The sequence below is a fragment of the Amphritea sp. 1_MG-2023 genome (assembly GCF_030547545.1).
Classification (GTDB): domain Bacteria; phylum Pseudomonadota; class Gammaproteobacteria; order Pseudomonadales; family Balneatricaceae; genus Amphritea.
The window spans coordinates 52,011-67,347 of the sequence record NZ_JAUOQE010000005.1; the positions used below are offsets into that span (position 1 = coordinate 52,011).

The 15,337-nt window shown below is 41.7% G+C and carries 11 protein-coding genes; 10 read left to right on the plus strand and 1 reads right to left on the minus strand.

The features are described from left to right. Positions 1-62: 62 nt before the first annotated feature. From Q4488_RS04495 to Q4488_RS04540, 10 genes are all read left to right on the plus strand, one after another. Entirely contained in the window at positions 63-719 is a 657-nt protein-coding gene (locus Q4488_RS04495) for an inovirus Gp2 family protein (RefSeq protein WP_303579270.1), read from the plus strand. Positions 720-796: 77 nt separating this feature from the next. Then, positions 797-1,234, plus strand: coding sequence for a DNA-binding transcriptional regulator (locus Q4488_RS04500; protein ID WP_303579271.1), 438 nt, complete (start codon positions 797-799; stop codon positions 1,232-1,234). 122 nt (positions 1,235-1,356) lie between these two features. Further along, complete coding sequence (locus tag Q4488_RS04505) at positions 1,357-1,605, plus strand: hypothetical protein (RefSeq protein WP_303579272.1); 249 nt, start codon at positions 1,357-1,359, stop codon at positions 1,603-1,605. Between the two features lie 140 nt (positions 1,606-1,745). Further along, positions 1,746-3,203, plus strand: a complete 1,458-nt coding sequence (locus tag Q4488_RS04510; protein WP_303579273.1) for an ATP-dependent RecD-like DNA helicase — start codon at positions 1,746-1,748, stop codon at positions 3,201-3,203. A 106-nt stretch (positions 3,204-3,309) separates the two neighbouring features. Then, positions 3,310-3,507, plus strand: a complete 198-nt coding sequence (locus Q4488_RS04515) for an AlpA family phage regulatory protein (protein ID WP_303579351.1) — start codon at positions 3,310-3,312, stop codon at positions 3,505-3,507. Between the two features lie 1,131 nt (positions 3,508-4,638). After that, positions 4,639-4,902 carry a hypothetical protein gene (locus Q4488_RS18830; RefSeq protein WP_368411568.1) on the plus strand — a complete coding sequence of 88 codons (264 nt, stop codon included), beginning with the start codon at positions 4,639-4,641 and terminating at the stop codon, positions 4,900-4,902. A 40-nt stretch (positions 4,903-4,942) separates the two neighbouring features. Next, entirely contained in the window at positions 4,943-6,532 is a 1,590-nt protein-coding gene (gene dptF, locus Q4488_RS04525; RefSeq protein ID WP_303579352.1) for a DNA phosphorothioation-dependent restriction protein DptF, read from the plus strand. A gap of 1 nt (position 6,533) precedes the next feature. After that, positions 6,534-7,910, plus strand: coding sequence for a DNA phosphorothioation-dependent restriction protein DptG (gene dptG / locus Q4488_RS04530; protein ID WP_303579275.1), 1,377 nt, complete (start codon positions 6,534-6,536; stop codon positions 7,908-7,910). Beyond that, on the plus strand, positions 7,891-12,999 hold the full coding sequence (dptH, locus tag Q4488_RS04535) for a DNA phosphorothioation-dependent restriction protein DptH (RefSeq protein WP_303579276.1): 5,109 nt from the start codon (positions 7,891-7,893) through the stop codon (positions 12,997-12,999). The genes dptG and dptH overlap by 20 nt, the downstream gene beginning before the upstream one ends. A 146-nt stretch (positions 13,000-13,145) precedes the next feature. Continuing rightward, positions 13,146-14,951 carry a DUF262 domain-containing HNH endonuclease family protein gene (locus tag Q4488_RS04540; RefSeq protein ID WP_303579277.1) on the plus strand — a complete coding sequence of 602 codons (1,806 nt, stop codon included), beginning with the start codon at positions 13,146-13,148 and terminating at the stop codon, positions 14,949-14,951. Positions 14,952-14,983: 32 nt separating this feature from the next. Here the strand turns inward: Q4488_RS04540 and dndE are convergent, their stop codons facing one another. After that, the gene (gene dndE / locus Q4488_RS04545) at positions 14,984-15,334 is read right to left on the minus strand and encodes a DNA sulfur modification protein DndE (RefSeq protein WP_303579278.1); all 351 of its coding nucleotides are present in this window, start codon (positions 15,332-15,334) and stop codon (positions 14,984-14,986) included. Positions 15,335-15,337 lie beyond the last annotated feature (3 nt).

Sequence of the window (15,337 nt, forward strand, 5' to 3'; positions counted from 1 at the left end):
AATATTGATCAGCAATGCTATCGATGTAGCGGGCTGCTCTGTTAACAACAACGGAGTTCACTATGCAAAATAAACGCGTACCAGAAAACACTAACTTAAGTGTATGGAATCAGCCCTATTACGCAGGGCTGCCAGTCAATACTCGCTATGAATTAGTCGAGTTATACCTCAGTAAATTAAAGAGTGTGATTGATCTTTCCATTCAGGATTATCCCAGAGTCTACGCTGTGTGTTTGCAGCTGCACTGCCAATATCCAACAGACGAATTAACGAACAGTAACAAGGTAATGGGCAGGTTCAAGGATGCGCTTGATTCCAGAATCGCGAGTTATCAAAAACGTTCGACGCGAAACGATCTGCCACTCGATCGTTGCAGGGTAAGAATAGTTTGGGGACGAGAACAGAGTGGATCACATGTTCCTCACTTCCATGTCGTATTACTGTTTAACCGGGAACTTTTCTATACTCTGGGGTCATTCCTCCCAGGTGCAGGTAGTCTTTTTCAAATCATTCAGAGTGCTTGGTGCTCTGCATTGAATATCCCAAGGGAATATGCGGCTGGTTTAGTTCATGTCCCATCTAATGCGGAGTACTACCTGAATCGTTCTGATGACTACGCGCAACTATCAAGCTTCTTTCAGCACGCAAGCTATCTTTGCAAAGTGGATACGAAGTGCTTTGGCCAAGTGCTACAAAGCTTCGGAGGATCTCGTAAGTAACCTGTAAAACGCTTCTCTCTTATACATGTTATGACCACGGCCATGCCGTTGTACCAATATGATTAGGAGAGATAGCTATGTCAGAACGTAACCTTTCGATTACCGAGCGTTGGATACAGCAATACGAGCAGGCGCATCCAGAAGTGTTGAACCAAGGTTGGAACCACAATCAGGATCAGCGCCGTTTGCCGTCTACGTCATTGAAGCCTGCTACTCCGTCACAGCAGTCGAAAACAGGGGGTAATGCGTGTCTCTGGAATGCATTACCCGAAACTGTGTTGCCTGAATCTCAGCAACGGATAGTAGACCCGGTGGTGCTGGCGGCAATTCATGCGCGCAAATCACTGAAACTGACTCAGGCAAAGTTCGCGCGATGCCTGGGGCTCAGTCCTCGCACTGTCAGTGAGTGGGAACAAGGGCGTCGACAGCCAAGTGGTGCTGCACGCACGCTGCTGCATTGGGTAGTCAAGCGTCCGGACTATGTAAAAGAGGCACTCAAAACGCTACAGCAATAATCCCTAAGGTTTTTAGCTTAATACGTCACTGCAGTAATTTCTGACACAAACCCCCAATGATACAGACAAGTACGTCGCCCTTACTCATGAACGGAATCATTACATCTACAGAGGATTTAGACATGTCAGACACCCTAAAGAAAGAAAAGCCTTCCAAAAGTAAACGTAACCGTACCTCTAGTATCCGACTGCTAGAAAGTCGTGGTATTGAATACATTACTAATAACGATGGCATTCATCTGATTGTTACTGGTAACTACAGCTTTATCGACTTCTGGCCGGGCACCGGAAAATGGAAAACACGGAATAACGCCATGAGTGGTTTTGGTGTATTTGGACTGTTAGAGATGATCGACTCTGGTCAGATCTGAAGCGTCGAGTATTGGTGGTTCGTTCCTCAAGAGGCTAACCCTTCAAGGTGACGCCTCTTCTTACCTTATCTAAAGACGATGACTGTCAGACTTGGAATTCATGTCTAAGTTCATCGTGACTGCACCTTATGAGACTGCATATGAATACTCCTATTGAACTAAATACTGATCAGCAATCGGCGATGGCCGAGATTAAACCATTTTTAACGAATCCGTCACAACAGGCCTTCGTGCTGTGCGGTAGTGCAGGCACAGGTAAGACAACGTTGGTGGCTAGGATTCTAGAGCTTGCATACTCACTTGAGCTTCAGTCCATGTTAGTAGCGCCAACGGGGCGAGCAGCCCGGATACTTCAGGGTAAGCTAGATCACATGCTACCCGCTCAGTTAAAGGGTATTAAAGTATCTACCCTACATGGTGCTATTTACTACCAATCTAAAATGACAATTGATGAGTCTCGTCATGAGGACGGATTGTCTGCCATGCAGATGGACTTCTCACTCAAGAAACAGGGGAATGCATTTGATCTGTTAATCGTTGATGAAGCCTCGATGGTGGGCGATGCTGCTATGCATCAGAAAACCTTACGTTTTGGCAGTAGTCGATTGTTAACCGATCTGGTGGGCTATGTGAACTTTCTATACCAGGAAGGTATGGTCAGTAAACCAATCAAGCTATTGTTCGTGGGCGATTTGGCTCAATTGCCACCAGTAGGCAGCGAACAATCACCCGCACTATCCCCAAGCTACCTTGATAAACACTTCGGCATACAGGCACAGCGCTATGAGCTAACGCAAGTGATGCGACAAGCTGAGGGTAGTCATATTCTTCCACTGGCAAACGCTATCCGGAAGACAATCTTCCAGCCCATAGACCAGCCGCTTAAGATCAAATACAACGAAACCGATGTACAGCAAACGGACTTTTATTCAGCTGTTAAATTGATCGCTGATAATGTTCGACAAAACCGCTCGTCCGTTGCGGTAGTCTACCTCAACAGCATTGCCCTGGAATACAATCTAGGGGTGCGCAAGCTGCTGTGGGGAAATGGTTATTGTATTACGCACGACGATGATCATCTGTTGGTGACCCGTAATTCTCCGTCACTTGGGTTAAGCAATGGTGACCTAGTAAAAGTACACAGCGTGCTCACATCTCAGCTGATAGAGACGGTTAGGCTGCCGAATGGCCATTTTGTGAATCTTAAGTTTCGAGAAGTACGCCTGACTCCAAACACACATGGTAGTGACAGGGATAGTGAAACCATTCAGTGCACCATTCTCGAAAATCTGCTGCATTCATCTAACAGTGACTTAAAAGCTGAAGAGCAGGATGCCCTCTATGAATTGGTCAAACAACGTAATCCATACTTAGATCCAAATAGTAGTGCGTTTGAAGAAGCTATGCGTGATGACCCTTACTACAACGCTCTGCAGGTGCGATTTGGTTATGCACTTACCTGCCATAAAGCACAGGGCGGAGAGTGGCAGGAGGTTATAGTTGATCCGATGGGTGTTCAGCTGGGTTCTCAGCAAGGGAAACGGTGGCTTTACACGGCAGTGACTCGGGCGTCTAAGTCTTTGCTGTTAGTGCAATAAAATTATATCTTCAAAAAACAACCAAATTAACAGCCGCAGCGATATGAGCAATCAATGTTTGCCGACTTTTCCTACCTCATAAACCAATGGAAAAATTCACCATGAAATCAAATTAAGAACTGTAATGGACATCACCTGCTTAGCACGCTCCACTATCTATAAGCACATTGCGGATGGCATCTTTTCTAAGCCCGTATCACTGGGTGAACGAGCAGTGGCCTGGGTAGAGAGCGAGGTACAAGATTGGGGTTTAGGTAAGATTGAACAGAGTGATGGTAGCCTGCATCATGCGACTATTATATAAGCAAGGCTTTCGAATAAGAGACTAGAGTTTGATAGAGGAAAATATGAAAGCCTAGCACACCTAATGTTTGCCATACCTGACACTCAGTTCAGGTATGGCTTAGCCCTTAATTTCTGCATGAAAATCATAACTATTTGATTTAATGTATTCTTTTTTTGGGATTTGTAATCATGGTTATTTTATGGTTTATTTGATATGTTAATAAAAAAAATAAGTATAATTGTATTTGCCGCGCCAACCCACTGATGGAATAGAGCTGCTAAAGGCTAAGGATTAGTCTGATTTATGAAGTTATCTCAGAAAGCATGGACCATATTACCCCTCCTATCCTGTAGATCCCGTGTTGCTGTTGTCTTGGCTAATTATTTCTCTTTAAAGAAGGCACTACTTACACCTTTTATCGTAATGTGCTCTTCAATATTAGCTGCAGTGACTAAATGGAGCTCTATTTCTCTGAGTCGGTATTTTCAGCAAGTAAGTTGCTGTTTTTATTCTAATGCTTATCGCGCCATTAGAAGGAAGGTAAGGCTGAGGAACATAAGGTATGGTTGAATTTGTAAACCTGTACCCTTTACTCCAGGAATTTATTGATATTGTTATTTGGCCTAAAGGTTCAGAGCGGGCACCGCACAGGCCCTTGCTGATACTTTATGCACTCGGTGCTTTGTCTCGAGGAGTTGAAAAAATTTCTTTCATTGACTTAGAAGGACCGGTGCGAGAGGTGTTGCGGGAACTTGGTTACTTAAGAATGCTGGCTTTTGCACCGCAAGAGCCAGTAATACCGACGCAAAAATCACTGAGTTTAGAAAGCAAAACGTTCCGGATTTCTTTCACTCAGATATTATCCAGGCATTTAAGACAGTCCCACTACTGCAAAATATCATGCAAACTTCCTTTTCACGATACTCTGCACGCTGAAATCATCGAACGCTGCGGTATTGAGCTTCAATGCAGTAAAAAGTCCATAAAACGCGATCCAGAATTTCGAGGTAAAATACTTACAGCCTACCAATACAGCCGTGCCATCGGCAACTTAGAGGTGCAGTTGGATGGACGGCATCTCGCGCTGGAAACGGTCCATATCAAATGGCATGCGGAGGGTCGCTCTGATGATAAAGAAATGGCATCGCGATGTATTCACTGCACCATAAACTATTCGATAAAGGGGCTTTCACTGTGTCTGCTGGGCGCATTACCTTATCCGAGTGTTGCTATGGAAATTCGGGCTTTGAGTTCCCATTGCTTCGCTACCATGGTAAGCCCATCAATGCGCCGGTACCTTCCTTATATAGCACGTTGGCTGAATACTTTAAGTGGCACGAGAAAGAGGCCTTCAAGAGGCAAACTCGAGAGTGGCCACGAGAGCTCTCGGAAAATAAAGGTGTTGCCTCTTAGGCAGTACACGACAAGTTAACAGGAGGTTGGTTGAGTGAACATGGACCTAAGAGAAGCACTGAGCATACTTTCAAAATCGTCCCCCTATGCAGTGACTACTGTCAGTGAACTGGCAGGTACAGAATTTGATGAGCTGAAGAAGTGTCTCTATGTCAAGACCGAAATAGAGGAAGCCTTTGAGGCTAAGCTGGCTAAGATTAAGTCAGGTGAGATTCTCTTTCTGTGCGGAAGCAGTGGCGACGGAAAGTCAGAAATATTGACCAAGTACAAAAAAAAGAACGAGCAATATATCGATTTTCACTTGGATGCAACGCATAGCTTCAAGCCGGACATGAGTGCTATTGATACTCTGGATAAGGTATTTGCAGACCACGCTGCTGGTAGTCGTCCCCTAGTTGTGGGCATCAATATAGGAATGCTCGGTAACTACGAGCGTGAGGGGAGTGATACTCATGCTTCAATAAAGCAGGCTATTAATGCCTTTTTAAATAATGAAACGATTGATAGCCACTTCACTTTTTTGGATTTCGAGTCTTATCCTAAATTCACCATCAAAGATGGCCGAGTCAGTTCACCATTCTTCAGTAACTTACTCGATAATGTAGTGAAGGATGACCGCAGCAATAAATTCCGCGAATACTTCAATAAGGACTACGGTAATCCGAAAGAGGCCGTGCTGTGCTCGAATTACCTAATGTTACGCGATCGTCGTATTCAAAATGTTGTGATCGAATTATTACTCAATGCGCGTATCCGTAAAGATCAATTTGTGACCGCTCGCATGCTATTGGACTTCATTCACAGCATTCTGACAGGCCCAAATTATCTATTCGATAATCTGTTTAATGGAGGGGACAACGAACTATTGAAAGTACTAATCGACTTTGACCCCAGTGTAATTCGTAATCACAAGCTCGACCTGTTTATTCTGCATCGCACCTTAGAGCTACAAGATGAGGACTACCGGGCATTTCAGACAGCTGTTACGAAGAAGTTTGGGCTACCTAATAACCTCGACCCGCAATCCACGGTGCGCATGCTCTACATATTGAAGGAGTGCGATTTAGGCTCTAATTACCACCGTAATTTCAAAGGCTCATTTAATGAGCGGCCTTTGCAGAAGTATAAGCAAGTGTGGGAGGCACACCGCAACTACGACGGTAACAGTAACGACAAAAAGTGGCTGCGCGAGTTCTATAGCAAAATCGTACTGAAGGCAATCAACAAATACGCTAATCGCAATGCAGCTTATCTATCCAAAGATGAGTTCTACCTGTCATCTCACGGTGGCTGTGACCTCGCCGCCGAAGTAGAGCTAAGCATCGATTATAAGTCCATAGAGGCTAATAACTCCGAAGACCTAGCGGCTTTTAATATGTATCTCGAGGTGGATGGGGAGAAGCTTGAGGCAATACCGATAGGTGTGAATCTTCTCGTGCTGATGATGGATATTGTGGAGGGCTACCGGCCAAATAAATATGACAAAAATAGTGTGGTGTTACTCGATGAGTTGATCACGAAGATTACTCAAAAGGCTAGTGCTGCTGATACATTGTTTCTTCATAAGGATGGCGAGCGTATTAAGCTTAGAGCTAGCTCTGATAATGAAATACGTGTGAGTGGTTTATAAAATGTCGGTATTGAAGAAAGGCCTTAAGGTCTCGAGTACAAACAATTTAAGCAGTTACTTCCCTATACGAACCAACAGCAGTGAGGGGGCTTTTGACTGGGATGTTGCCCGAGGCATTGTGATACGCAATATCTATAAGAAGGATATAGTCAAATCGATCCGAGACGCGAAGAATGTCGACGATAAGCTCGGACATAGCCTGACTAGCTTTCGCGACGCCTGTCGCTGTGATTTCAAAAAGCGCTTGGATGAGCACGAACTGTGGGCCTACATTAATGAAATGTACTTCAGCGGTGATGCGGTGTATCACGTGGCCCCAGAGAGTTTTTTATTTAAATTGGCAGGTTTAACTGCTAACTCACCTAAACATCGCTTAGGTGATATGTTCTCAAGTCTTATGCAGGCCTTTTACGTTGAAAAACCAGCTAGGATAGAACGAAATTTTCTTGAGCAGCAAGTAGTTGATACCTTGCGCAGTGAGAAAATTTTAGAGAATTATGAAGGTCGTCGAATGTCAAAAGGAATTAATGAAAAGCCTTATTTGCCATTTTTGACCGATTTTTTTCAGAAAGACTTGGGGTTTTTAGTATCCCATCCACGTTACCTCATAAATAACCTTGAAGAGTTATTGAAGCTTTACGCCTATTTATATACAGCGCAGATGGCTTTAAATATAAAAGGGTGGCGTGTAGAACCAAGCGCTAAACCTTTGTATTTTATTATGGAGAATGAGACGGCCAGTAAAGAGCGCTCCGATCTTGTTAAAAATGGCCATCAAAAAGTTGCTCGTTATTTGAAATTTATATTTCCTTATTTATCGGTGGCTGAGAGCTTGCAGGCGCCAGATGCCAGTATGAATCAACATCGCCTGCCTTTATGGCAATTGGCTGGTAAGCTTACCGAAAAAGATGCGTTGGTAATGCAGTCTTATGCTAAGGCATTCGCCGAAGATAGAAATAAGGATGGTGATTACCATTTCCCTTATATTCTGAATAATCCTGATCCTTTGTATTGGTTGGAAATTATTTTGGATACATCTCTTCGACAGTTTGATAAAGGGAAGTCTCGTGCAGCTGCTCAAGCTAAGTTTATTAAATCTACAGAGTTAGAGCTGTGTTCTCCTTTTGTTAAGAGTCGTGGGCAGGCAGGCAAAGTTCTGGTAATGAACCAGGATTATCTCTTGCTACTTACTAACTTGGCGATTGGTGAATGTCATGAGAAATTGAGATTTCATGAACTGCTCCAAGAGTTCCAAGCTCGTGGTGTTTATTTTGATAAGAAGTCGCAGCAGTCACTTATTCGGTTTTATGAGCGGGTGGGTAATGTTGAACGAATGAGTGATAGTGGAGATGCTGTATATGTCCGTAAGACAGTTTGAAGAATTTTTAGTAGGGCATTTCTTAGAATGGGCGAATACAGGTCTTGCTGCAGGCTTTCGTTATCAATTCCAGTCTCCGAATGTTGACAGCAGCCTTAAACTTCACAAAGCTTTTGTTAAGGAGGGTGATCTTGGTGGTTTCCTTGATGTTAGGGGCGTTAAGCTTCCTTTTATACGTTGTGGAAATATCAATTTGATTCCCGTGATTCATGGGGAAGGCAATGCTGTCGGTTACACCGAGAATTTTATCTCTTATTTACGTGATAAGGTCTCTGATCAGCAAGGGGTGTTTAGTAACTCTGCTTTGTTTATCATGCATAACAGTCTTTTAGATACTTTGATAAATAGCGCAGATGATCTGACAGTAAAAGGCTGTGTATTCGATCTCATTAATATTAAAACGTCTCTCGAGGCATTGATCGATGAAACTGATGCTGAAAAGGGCAAGGATGTCTCTAGGATCCTTTTAGATTATCAATTTGATCTGATTGTCGAAGATAAGGGGAGTATGTTTGGCTTTGAATCGCTCTATATGGCGATATCTGATGGCAATATACGTTTTCATGAGATCAATTTGCTAAATGATCCCGCAATTTTACAAATGCAGGGAGAACCGGAGCAGATCAGAAAACGACTTGATAAAAATAGAGAGCTGCGCGAAGAAATCGCCGATGTGTTAGAGCACTATCCTGATCAATTAGAAGATAATTTGCCTGATTTTAGTAAGGCATTTATCGATAAATACTTTAGAACCGATGACCCAGATGCTTGGCAAAAAGTCAGTTTCGATGAATACCGTAAAGAGCAGGATAAGAATCGCGAACAGCAGCTGTTAATTGTCGATGAAAACTCAGCTTCAGGCAAGTTAATTGTACGTTCTAAAAATAAGAGTAAAACAGCTCAAAAAGAGAGACATATTTTACTAGTCGTTGATGACGGTGAAGATGAATTTGATTTTCTCGTTAAGTTTGAAGGCGGAAAAGTTCTTAATTCAGAGGTCAGGTTGAGTGACAAATGTAAAGAACTAACGGTAAAAGAAAATGTAAAATTAAGAGGAGGGTCTGTTAATACTGACTTATTAGTAACAGGAAAGGTGCGAGATGTCCCCCGTTTCTTTATGCTTAGCCTTAACCGTCCTAAAACCTCTGAAAAGTTTAAGTTTAAGTGCTTAGTTGTTAAACAGGGACAATTCAATACAGAAGAGTTCGAAAACAGTTTTTTGATTAATCCTTCGAAGCGCATAGTGACCCTTCAGACTCCTGACACTGAGCTTAAGATCGCTTTGAATGGTTGCGACACTCGGGTTACGCGGTTGAATACCATAGGCCAATGCTTTGACGTGGTTGAGCAGGATATTATCGACTTTGAACAGATTTCAAATGAGGTCGATCGTATTAGTTTTACTGTTAAAAACGGGCCGGCTTCGTTGATGTTTGATGTTGAAGGAGCTGCTCCTACTGAAATGTTAACACTCCCTTTGATGTTTGATCAAAGTCGCGGTTTTAGCATGTTTAGTGAAGATTTATTCGGCGTATATAATCGTTTGAAACGACGAGTTTATATTGAAAATAAAGAGGTCAAAAGCGATGCCCGCAATCTTGAGCTTCTAGACCGAGAATCTCTTTTTATTGATAAAAAATTACTTTTTATCAATGACGAATCTGTGGATGATGAGGTAAGTACAGGTTTCACTCTAGCGTCACTAAAGTTGATTGATGCGGGCTTGGGGGATGCTTATGAAGCGCTTTACGCTTATTACTCACGTCTAAAAACATTACCTTCGTTATGTGGTTGGGGTGAGGAGTATCGTGCGTTAGTGACGGTGGTAGTACGTAATTATTACCGTTATCTAGAAGGGGTCCCAGATAAACAATATCTGCAGTGCGAACAGAAAATAGTGCTTACTTTAGGGATGATGACGGTAGCGGGAGAAGATCATATTACCTCTTTTCATCCCCTAGTGTTGGCTTATTACTTAGAGCTAGCCGAACAGGCGGTGGCTGATTCCTCTAATAGTTTTCGCTATCTTCCTAAAGTCACACTACAACGCTTAAACCCACAAGGCTTATTACCCTTTATTTATGATGATGAACATAGCTTTTCGTATGTGAAAGTCTTAGATAATAATTGTTTTTGGATGCGCTGTGTTCCGCATCAAGAGACTAACTACGGCTTTGTTACGAAGTTAGTAAAAGATAAAATAGCAGAGTTTTCACAAGCATTTAGTTCACTTTTCAAACTATCAAAAGGTGACAGTGCTCGCCCAGTACTGATTATTAACTCGGTGAATAATCACGAAAACAGAGAGCTGTTTTTTGGTATTGTTGGGCATGTTGCTAAGCATAAAAATAAGACGTTCGATATTCATGTCAATATTTACGATGATAGCTTGAGCGAATGTGAATTCGATCGTTTTTCCGAGATGGCAAGTTACGAAAAAATTAAGCAGTGCTATGGTTTAAATAAGGGTGTAGCACGAGATCATGCTGACACCATTGTGGACTTACTTCGTACGCGTGTGACGTACAGTAAATTCGCTCATAAAGAGTCAGATGAACAAGTGTATGCACATCTAACTTTCTTCCGAAATAATCAAAAAGTTAAGGTGGTTGATGTTAACCCAGATGAGCGTTTGTCTGGTGTGAGTTGTCACGGGCTAATTAATGGCGAGGCTTCTGCTAGCGAACAAGGTAATTATGTTACTGGTTTTGGTCTCAATAATGTTGATTATGAGGAGCTGTTGCATGTCAAGATTGCTGTGATTTTGGGACGCATGTATAAGCCAGCGAGAGAAGCCGCTATTGAATACCGTGACAATAGTGCAATTGCACTGGCGGTAGATGATAAATTCAAAAGTTTGCTTGAACGTTCTTATGATAGTTCCATTTGGACCTCGATAATTGATCCAAAAGTGACACTCGATTTTTTCGAGAATAGCCAAGATATGTTATTGATTCATTATTCGGATCAATACACCAGTTCCGCTAGTTATGATGCCATTACAGTGACACGTCAGACTGATCTTTATGACAAAGTACTAGAGAAAGATGAGGGCGGCTTAATCGGTGAGTTCAATGCCTTTAATGGCGAATGGTTATTAAAAATGATCACCGATCCTCCTAAAATTCGCAAAGAGCGTAAGGGGATTCTTGCGGCTTATAAAATGATTAGTTGCTTGCTAGCTAACTCGGATATCACTTGGGTGCCGATGTCGGCGGCTGAAATGGTGCGTGTATCAGGAAATATTGGTCTAAATATGTCTGAGTCGGAGTTTTCTCGTCATCTGAATGGTTATAAGTCAGGTGCGATCTCTGATGATGTATTATTTGTTGGTTTTAAAGGTGAGTCGCTTTATTTGTTGCCGTTAGAGGTTAAAACTGGTGTTAGTTACGACAAAAAGAAAGCGATTAAGCAAGCACAGGAGTTGTCACGTTACCTTGCTGATGAAGTTCTGAGTGGAGATGCCCTATCACGTAAATTGTATCGAAGCTTATTTATTCGCCAAGCGTTAATGCAAATTGACAAATATGAGCTTTATTCGGTTTACCCTGATAACTATTTTTCGGCCTTTCTTGATCGTAAGGAGTGGTGGCTAGAAGGTGATTATGACATTGCTGAGCTGGTGGATTATCCTCGTGGTTTTGTGGTGGCTAATTTACAAGGTAAGCAATATATAGAGACAAAAGTTAATGAGGTCGAAGGAGTGCTCATAATTGAATGTCCTTATGGCTTCTTATCGTCAATGATAACTGTACCACTTCAAAAATTACTTTCGGATGTTGAATTAACCTCAGCGGCTAAAATACCTAGCCGGTATTTCCTCGGTCCAACGCCTGAAAGCTTAAATTTGCCTATTAAAAAACCTATTTTAGTAAGTGGTATTTCTTCGGAGAGTGAGGATTCCTCTGATTTGACTGGGTCTGAAGGGATTGTGGCTCATACTGAAGCAGCTGAATGCCGTGTTTTGATTGGTACTAACGTTCAGGGCGATAAGCCTGTGTATTGGGAGTTTGATCATAAGGACCTTCCCAACAGACATATTATTATATTTGGGCGTTCGGGACAGGGAAAAACCTATTGTATCCAAGGCCTTCTGATGGATCTGGCTTCTAATAACGTGAACTCTATGGTGGTGGACTATACTAACGGTTTTTTACCAGACCAGTTGGAGGCTGAATTTAATGTGGAGGTTAATCCTAAGACAGACTTAGTTGCTCATGCGCCCCTAGCCCTTAATCCCTTTGAACGTCAATCTCAGATGGTTGCAGGATATAACCTTACTGATAAGTCACATGATGTGGCTGCTCGAATTGCTTCAGTTTTTAACTCGGTCTACTCAACTATTGGTGAGCAACAGCTGCCAACGATGATTCGTGTCATTGAAGAGGGCTTAGACTTATATGGGGCTGACTATGGTTTCGAGAAGATGCTATCAGATCTTAATGAGGCAGGGAAAGTGGGGGAAGCCTTAGCAAATAAGTTAATGCCTATGGTGAAGGCGAATATTTTTTCTACGAATACGCTTGATATTGGTTGGGAGAATATTTATAAGTCTGAAGAATCTAGAACAAGATTGATCCAGCTCGCTACACTGCCGCGTGATGTATGGCGGCTGGCTACGGAGTTTATTCTTTGGGATCTGTATGCATATGCTTGTTCTTCAGGGAATAAATCAAAACCGCTTCCTGTTATTTTAGATGAAGTCCAGAATTTAGATCACCGCTTAGACAGCCCCTTAGGCAAAATGCTAACTGAGGGGAGGAAGTACGGCCTATCTCTTATCCTCGCTACGCAAACTTTAAGTAACCTAAAGAAAGATGAACAAGATCGCCTCTTCCAAGCTGCTCATAAGTTGTTTTTCGCCCCGGCTGAAACAGAGATTAAAAAATATGCGGAGATCTTAGAAGTTACCGTAAAGGGGTCGACACGTCAGCATTGGATAGAAGAGCTGAGTTCGCTTAGTAAGGGCTATTGTTTGTCGGTTGGTTATCATTTAAATGATGATGAGGTTCTTGAACTAGGTGTTAAAAAAGTACATGTTTCGGCTTTGGGGAGCAGGGTTAGCGATGAAGCCACTACCGCTGTTTAAAAATAAATACGTGTGAGCAGGAATATCTAATGAAGGCTAGTCGTGAATTAAAGCCACATTATAGCTTGTATGTGAAGTGGGATAAGAAGGTTAGCAAGATTAAAGATAAAGCGTTTTGGGAATTTATTGAATAAAGGATTTTTATTGTGGATGTTAGACCGAATTATTGTTCAATTGAGAGCGTTTTTTCTGAAAATAATAAGTTTGAAGTTCCGAAATATCAGCGAGCTTATTCATGGCAGAAAGATAATATTATTCAGTTTGCAGATGATGTGTTGGCACTTTATCAGTCAGTTAGGAAAGATGATAATGTTGTTGAGCACTTTCTTGGAGGAATTGTATGTGTCAAAGTAAATAACGCTGATCCACTTGACGATAAAGTGGTTTATCAACTTGTTGATGGTCAACAGCGCCTGTCTACAACGGTAATATTAATATCTAGAGTTATTCAGAAAATTAATTCACTTGAGCTTAATGCAGAGCAGGTGAACACGCGCAGCAGAAGAGTAAAAAAATATAAATCCAGATTTATTGATGTTGTTACAGAGGAAAATAATGAAGAGGTTGTTCAGGCTAAATTGAGCTTGTCAAAGCGTGATAAATCCTATTTTGATGATCTCGTTAGAGGTTCAGGAACTTTGGAGGTTACTTGCCCATCCCATAAATTGATAAAAGGGGCCGCTTCATTTTTCGATACTTTTATCAGTAATTATTTTATTGGGGACCAGCCTGACGAGACCATGAATAATTTGGATCTTTTATTTAAAGTCGTTTCTAGGTCGTGCAAAATTTTAATGATAAAAATGTCTGATGTAAATGATGCTTATCGGCTCTTCCAGGTTATTAATGATCGTGGCCGTTCTCTTACTGCTGGCGATTTGTTAAGAGCATCATCTTTGGGAGGGGTTGATTCTATAGGGGCTTCTGAGCAAGACTTAGATAAATTAGAATTTAAATGGGATGCTATTACTAAAGATGGAAGTGGCGTTACTGACAATAGACTGTTGGCGTATTTAGTATCGAAAACAGCAAAAAAAGCTAGAAAGTCAACTCTTTTTGAAGACTTTAATCGCAAATTTTTTAGTGAGCCGGAAGCTATTGCTAAGCAAGTTAATGCGCTTGATTTGGGGATGACTAGTTTTAACCTGTTAGCTTCAGGTGAATGGCCTTATCCGAATAGTAAGTTTACAGCATACCAAAAAAGCAAGCTTTATACTCTTGTTGTTAAATTTAAACATACACACTGTTTACCGTTTCTTTTGGCTGCGCTACAACTTCCAGAAAAGAAATTCTACCAGATTGTTTTTTTTCTTGAGAAATTCTTTTTCCTATTTAAAGTTGCACTAGACAAAAGAATTACACCTGTTACAAATATCTATCTAGAGCAGATTGAGACAATTAATAGCTCAGCTGATATTTATCAAACCAAAATTTTTGTTGATGCGCTCGTAGGAGTAATAAGGAGTAAAGTTACTCGAAATGAGGTTGTATCGTACCTTTCAGCCTTAGAATTTCAGAGTGGTGGTGATAATAGACATATAAAATATCTATTAACAGCACTTGAAGAGTCTGATGCTTGGGTAGTTGCTGAATATCGTAAAGGATGGGCTGGTTTGTACGCAAAACAAGCAAAAGAGCTCTCTTCAGACGGCTTTGTTTATACTATCGAACATATTTATCCGCAAACAGCCGAAGGGGAGTATAGGTCTACTGAACTGGAGCCGCTTAAAAATACTTTGGGTAATCTAACTATCTTGGTTGATAGTGAAAACGCTGATCTGGGGAATTCCCCATATCTTCATAAAAAAGATGCTTATTTAAACTCTAGACTGAATATTACATCGGGTATATCTGAATATGAGGATTGGGGAGTTGAGGAATTAACTGCTAGAAAGGAAGAGCTGTTTAAACGGATTATGTCGATATTTTCTTTTGGTTACGGTATTAATTAAGACACTTATAACCTTATAGAAACTGTAATGACTTAAGTGTCCGATAGAGCAGTTAAGTTTTTCACAGTTTCAATTCTTTTGCTTCCATCATCTACATGCGCCACCCAAGCATCATGAAACTGCTGCTTTGTGAAGCTTGGGTAGGCTTCTTTCAGTAATTGCTCAGTAATTATTCCGTGATCGCCTAGCCAAGTATGCTTATCCAGCTCTCGGCCGGTGTGCTCTACACTGTCCGTTTCTGGATCAAAACGGAATCCTCTCTCTAAAGAAGTGAAAAAGGCCAAGCGTGCACCAATATTTGCGGTGAGGCCGGTATTGCTTTGTAGACGGCGTAGGGCATTAGTTGCTCGCTCAGAAATTTTCATCTTGTTTGGTAGCATCATCGT

Bases quoted from the DNA above. Each gene is read 5' to 3' on its own strand.
- Q4488_RS04495 (WP_303579270.1), top strand. From the start codon at position 63: ATGCAAAATAAACGCGTACCAGAAAACACTAACTTAAGTGTATGGAAT.
- Q4488_RS04500 (WP_303579271.1), top strand. From the start codon at position 797: ATGTCAGAACGTAACCTTTCGATTACCGAGCGTTGGATACAGCAATAC.
- Q4488_RS04505 (WP_303579272.1), top strand. From the start codon at position 1,357: ATGTCAGACACCCTAAAGAAAGAAAAGCCTTCCAAAAGTAAACGTAAC.
- Q4488_RS04510 (WP_303579273.1), top strand. From the start codon at position 1,746: ATGAATACTCCTATTGAACTAAATACTGATCAGCAATCGGCGATGGCC.
- Q4488_RS18830 (WP_368411568.1), top strand. From the start codon at position 4,639: ATGTATTCACTGCACCATAAACTATTCGATAAAGGGGCTTTCACTGTG.
- dptF (WP_303579352.1), top strand. From the start codon at position 4,943: ATGGACCTAAGAGAAGCACTGAGCATACTTTCAAAATCGTCCCCCTAT.
- dptG (WP_303579275.1), top strand. From the start codon at position 6,534: ATGTCGGTATTGAAGAAAGGCCTTAAGGTCTCGAGTACAAACAATTTA.
- dptH (WP_303579276.1), top strand. From the start codon at position 7,891: ATGTCCGTAAGACAGTTTGAAGAATTTTTAGTAGGGCATTTCTTAGAA.
- dndE (WP_303579278.1), bottom strand. From the start codon at position 15,334: ATGATGCTACCAAACAAGATGAAAATTTCTGAGCGAGCAACTAATGCC.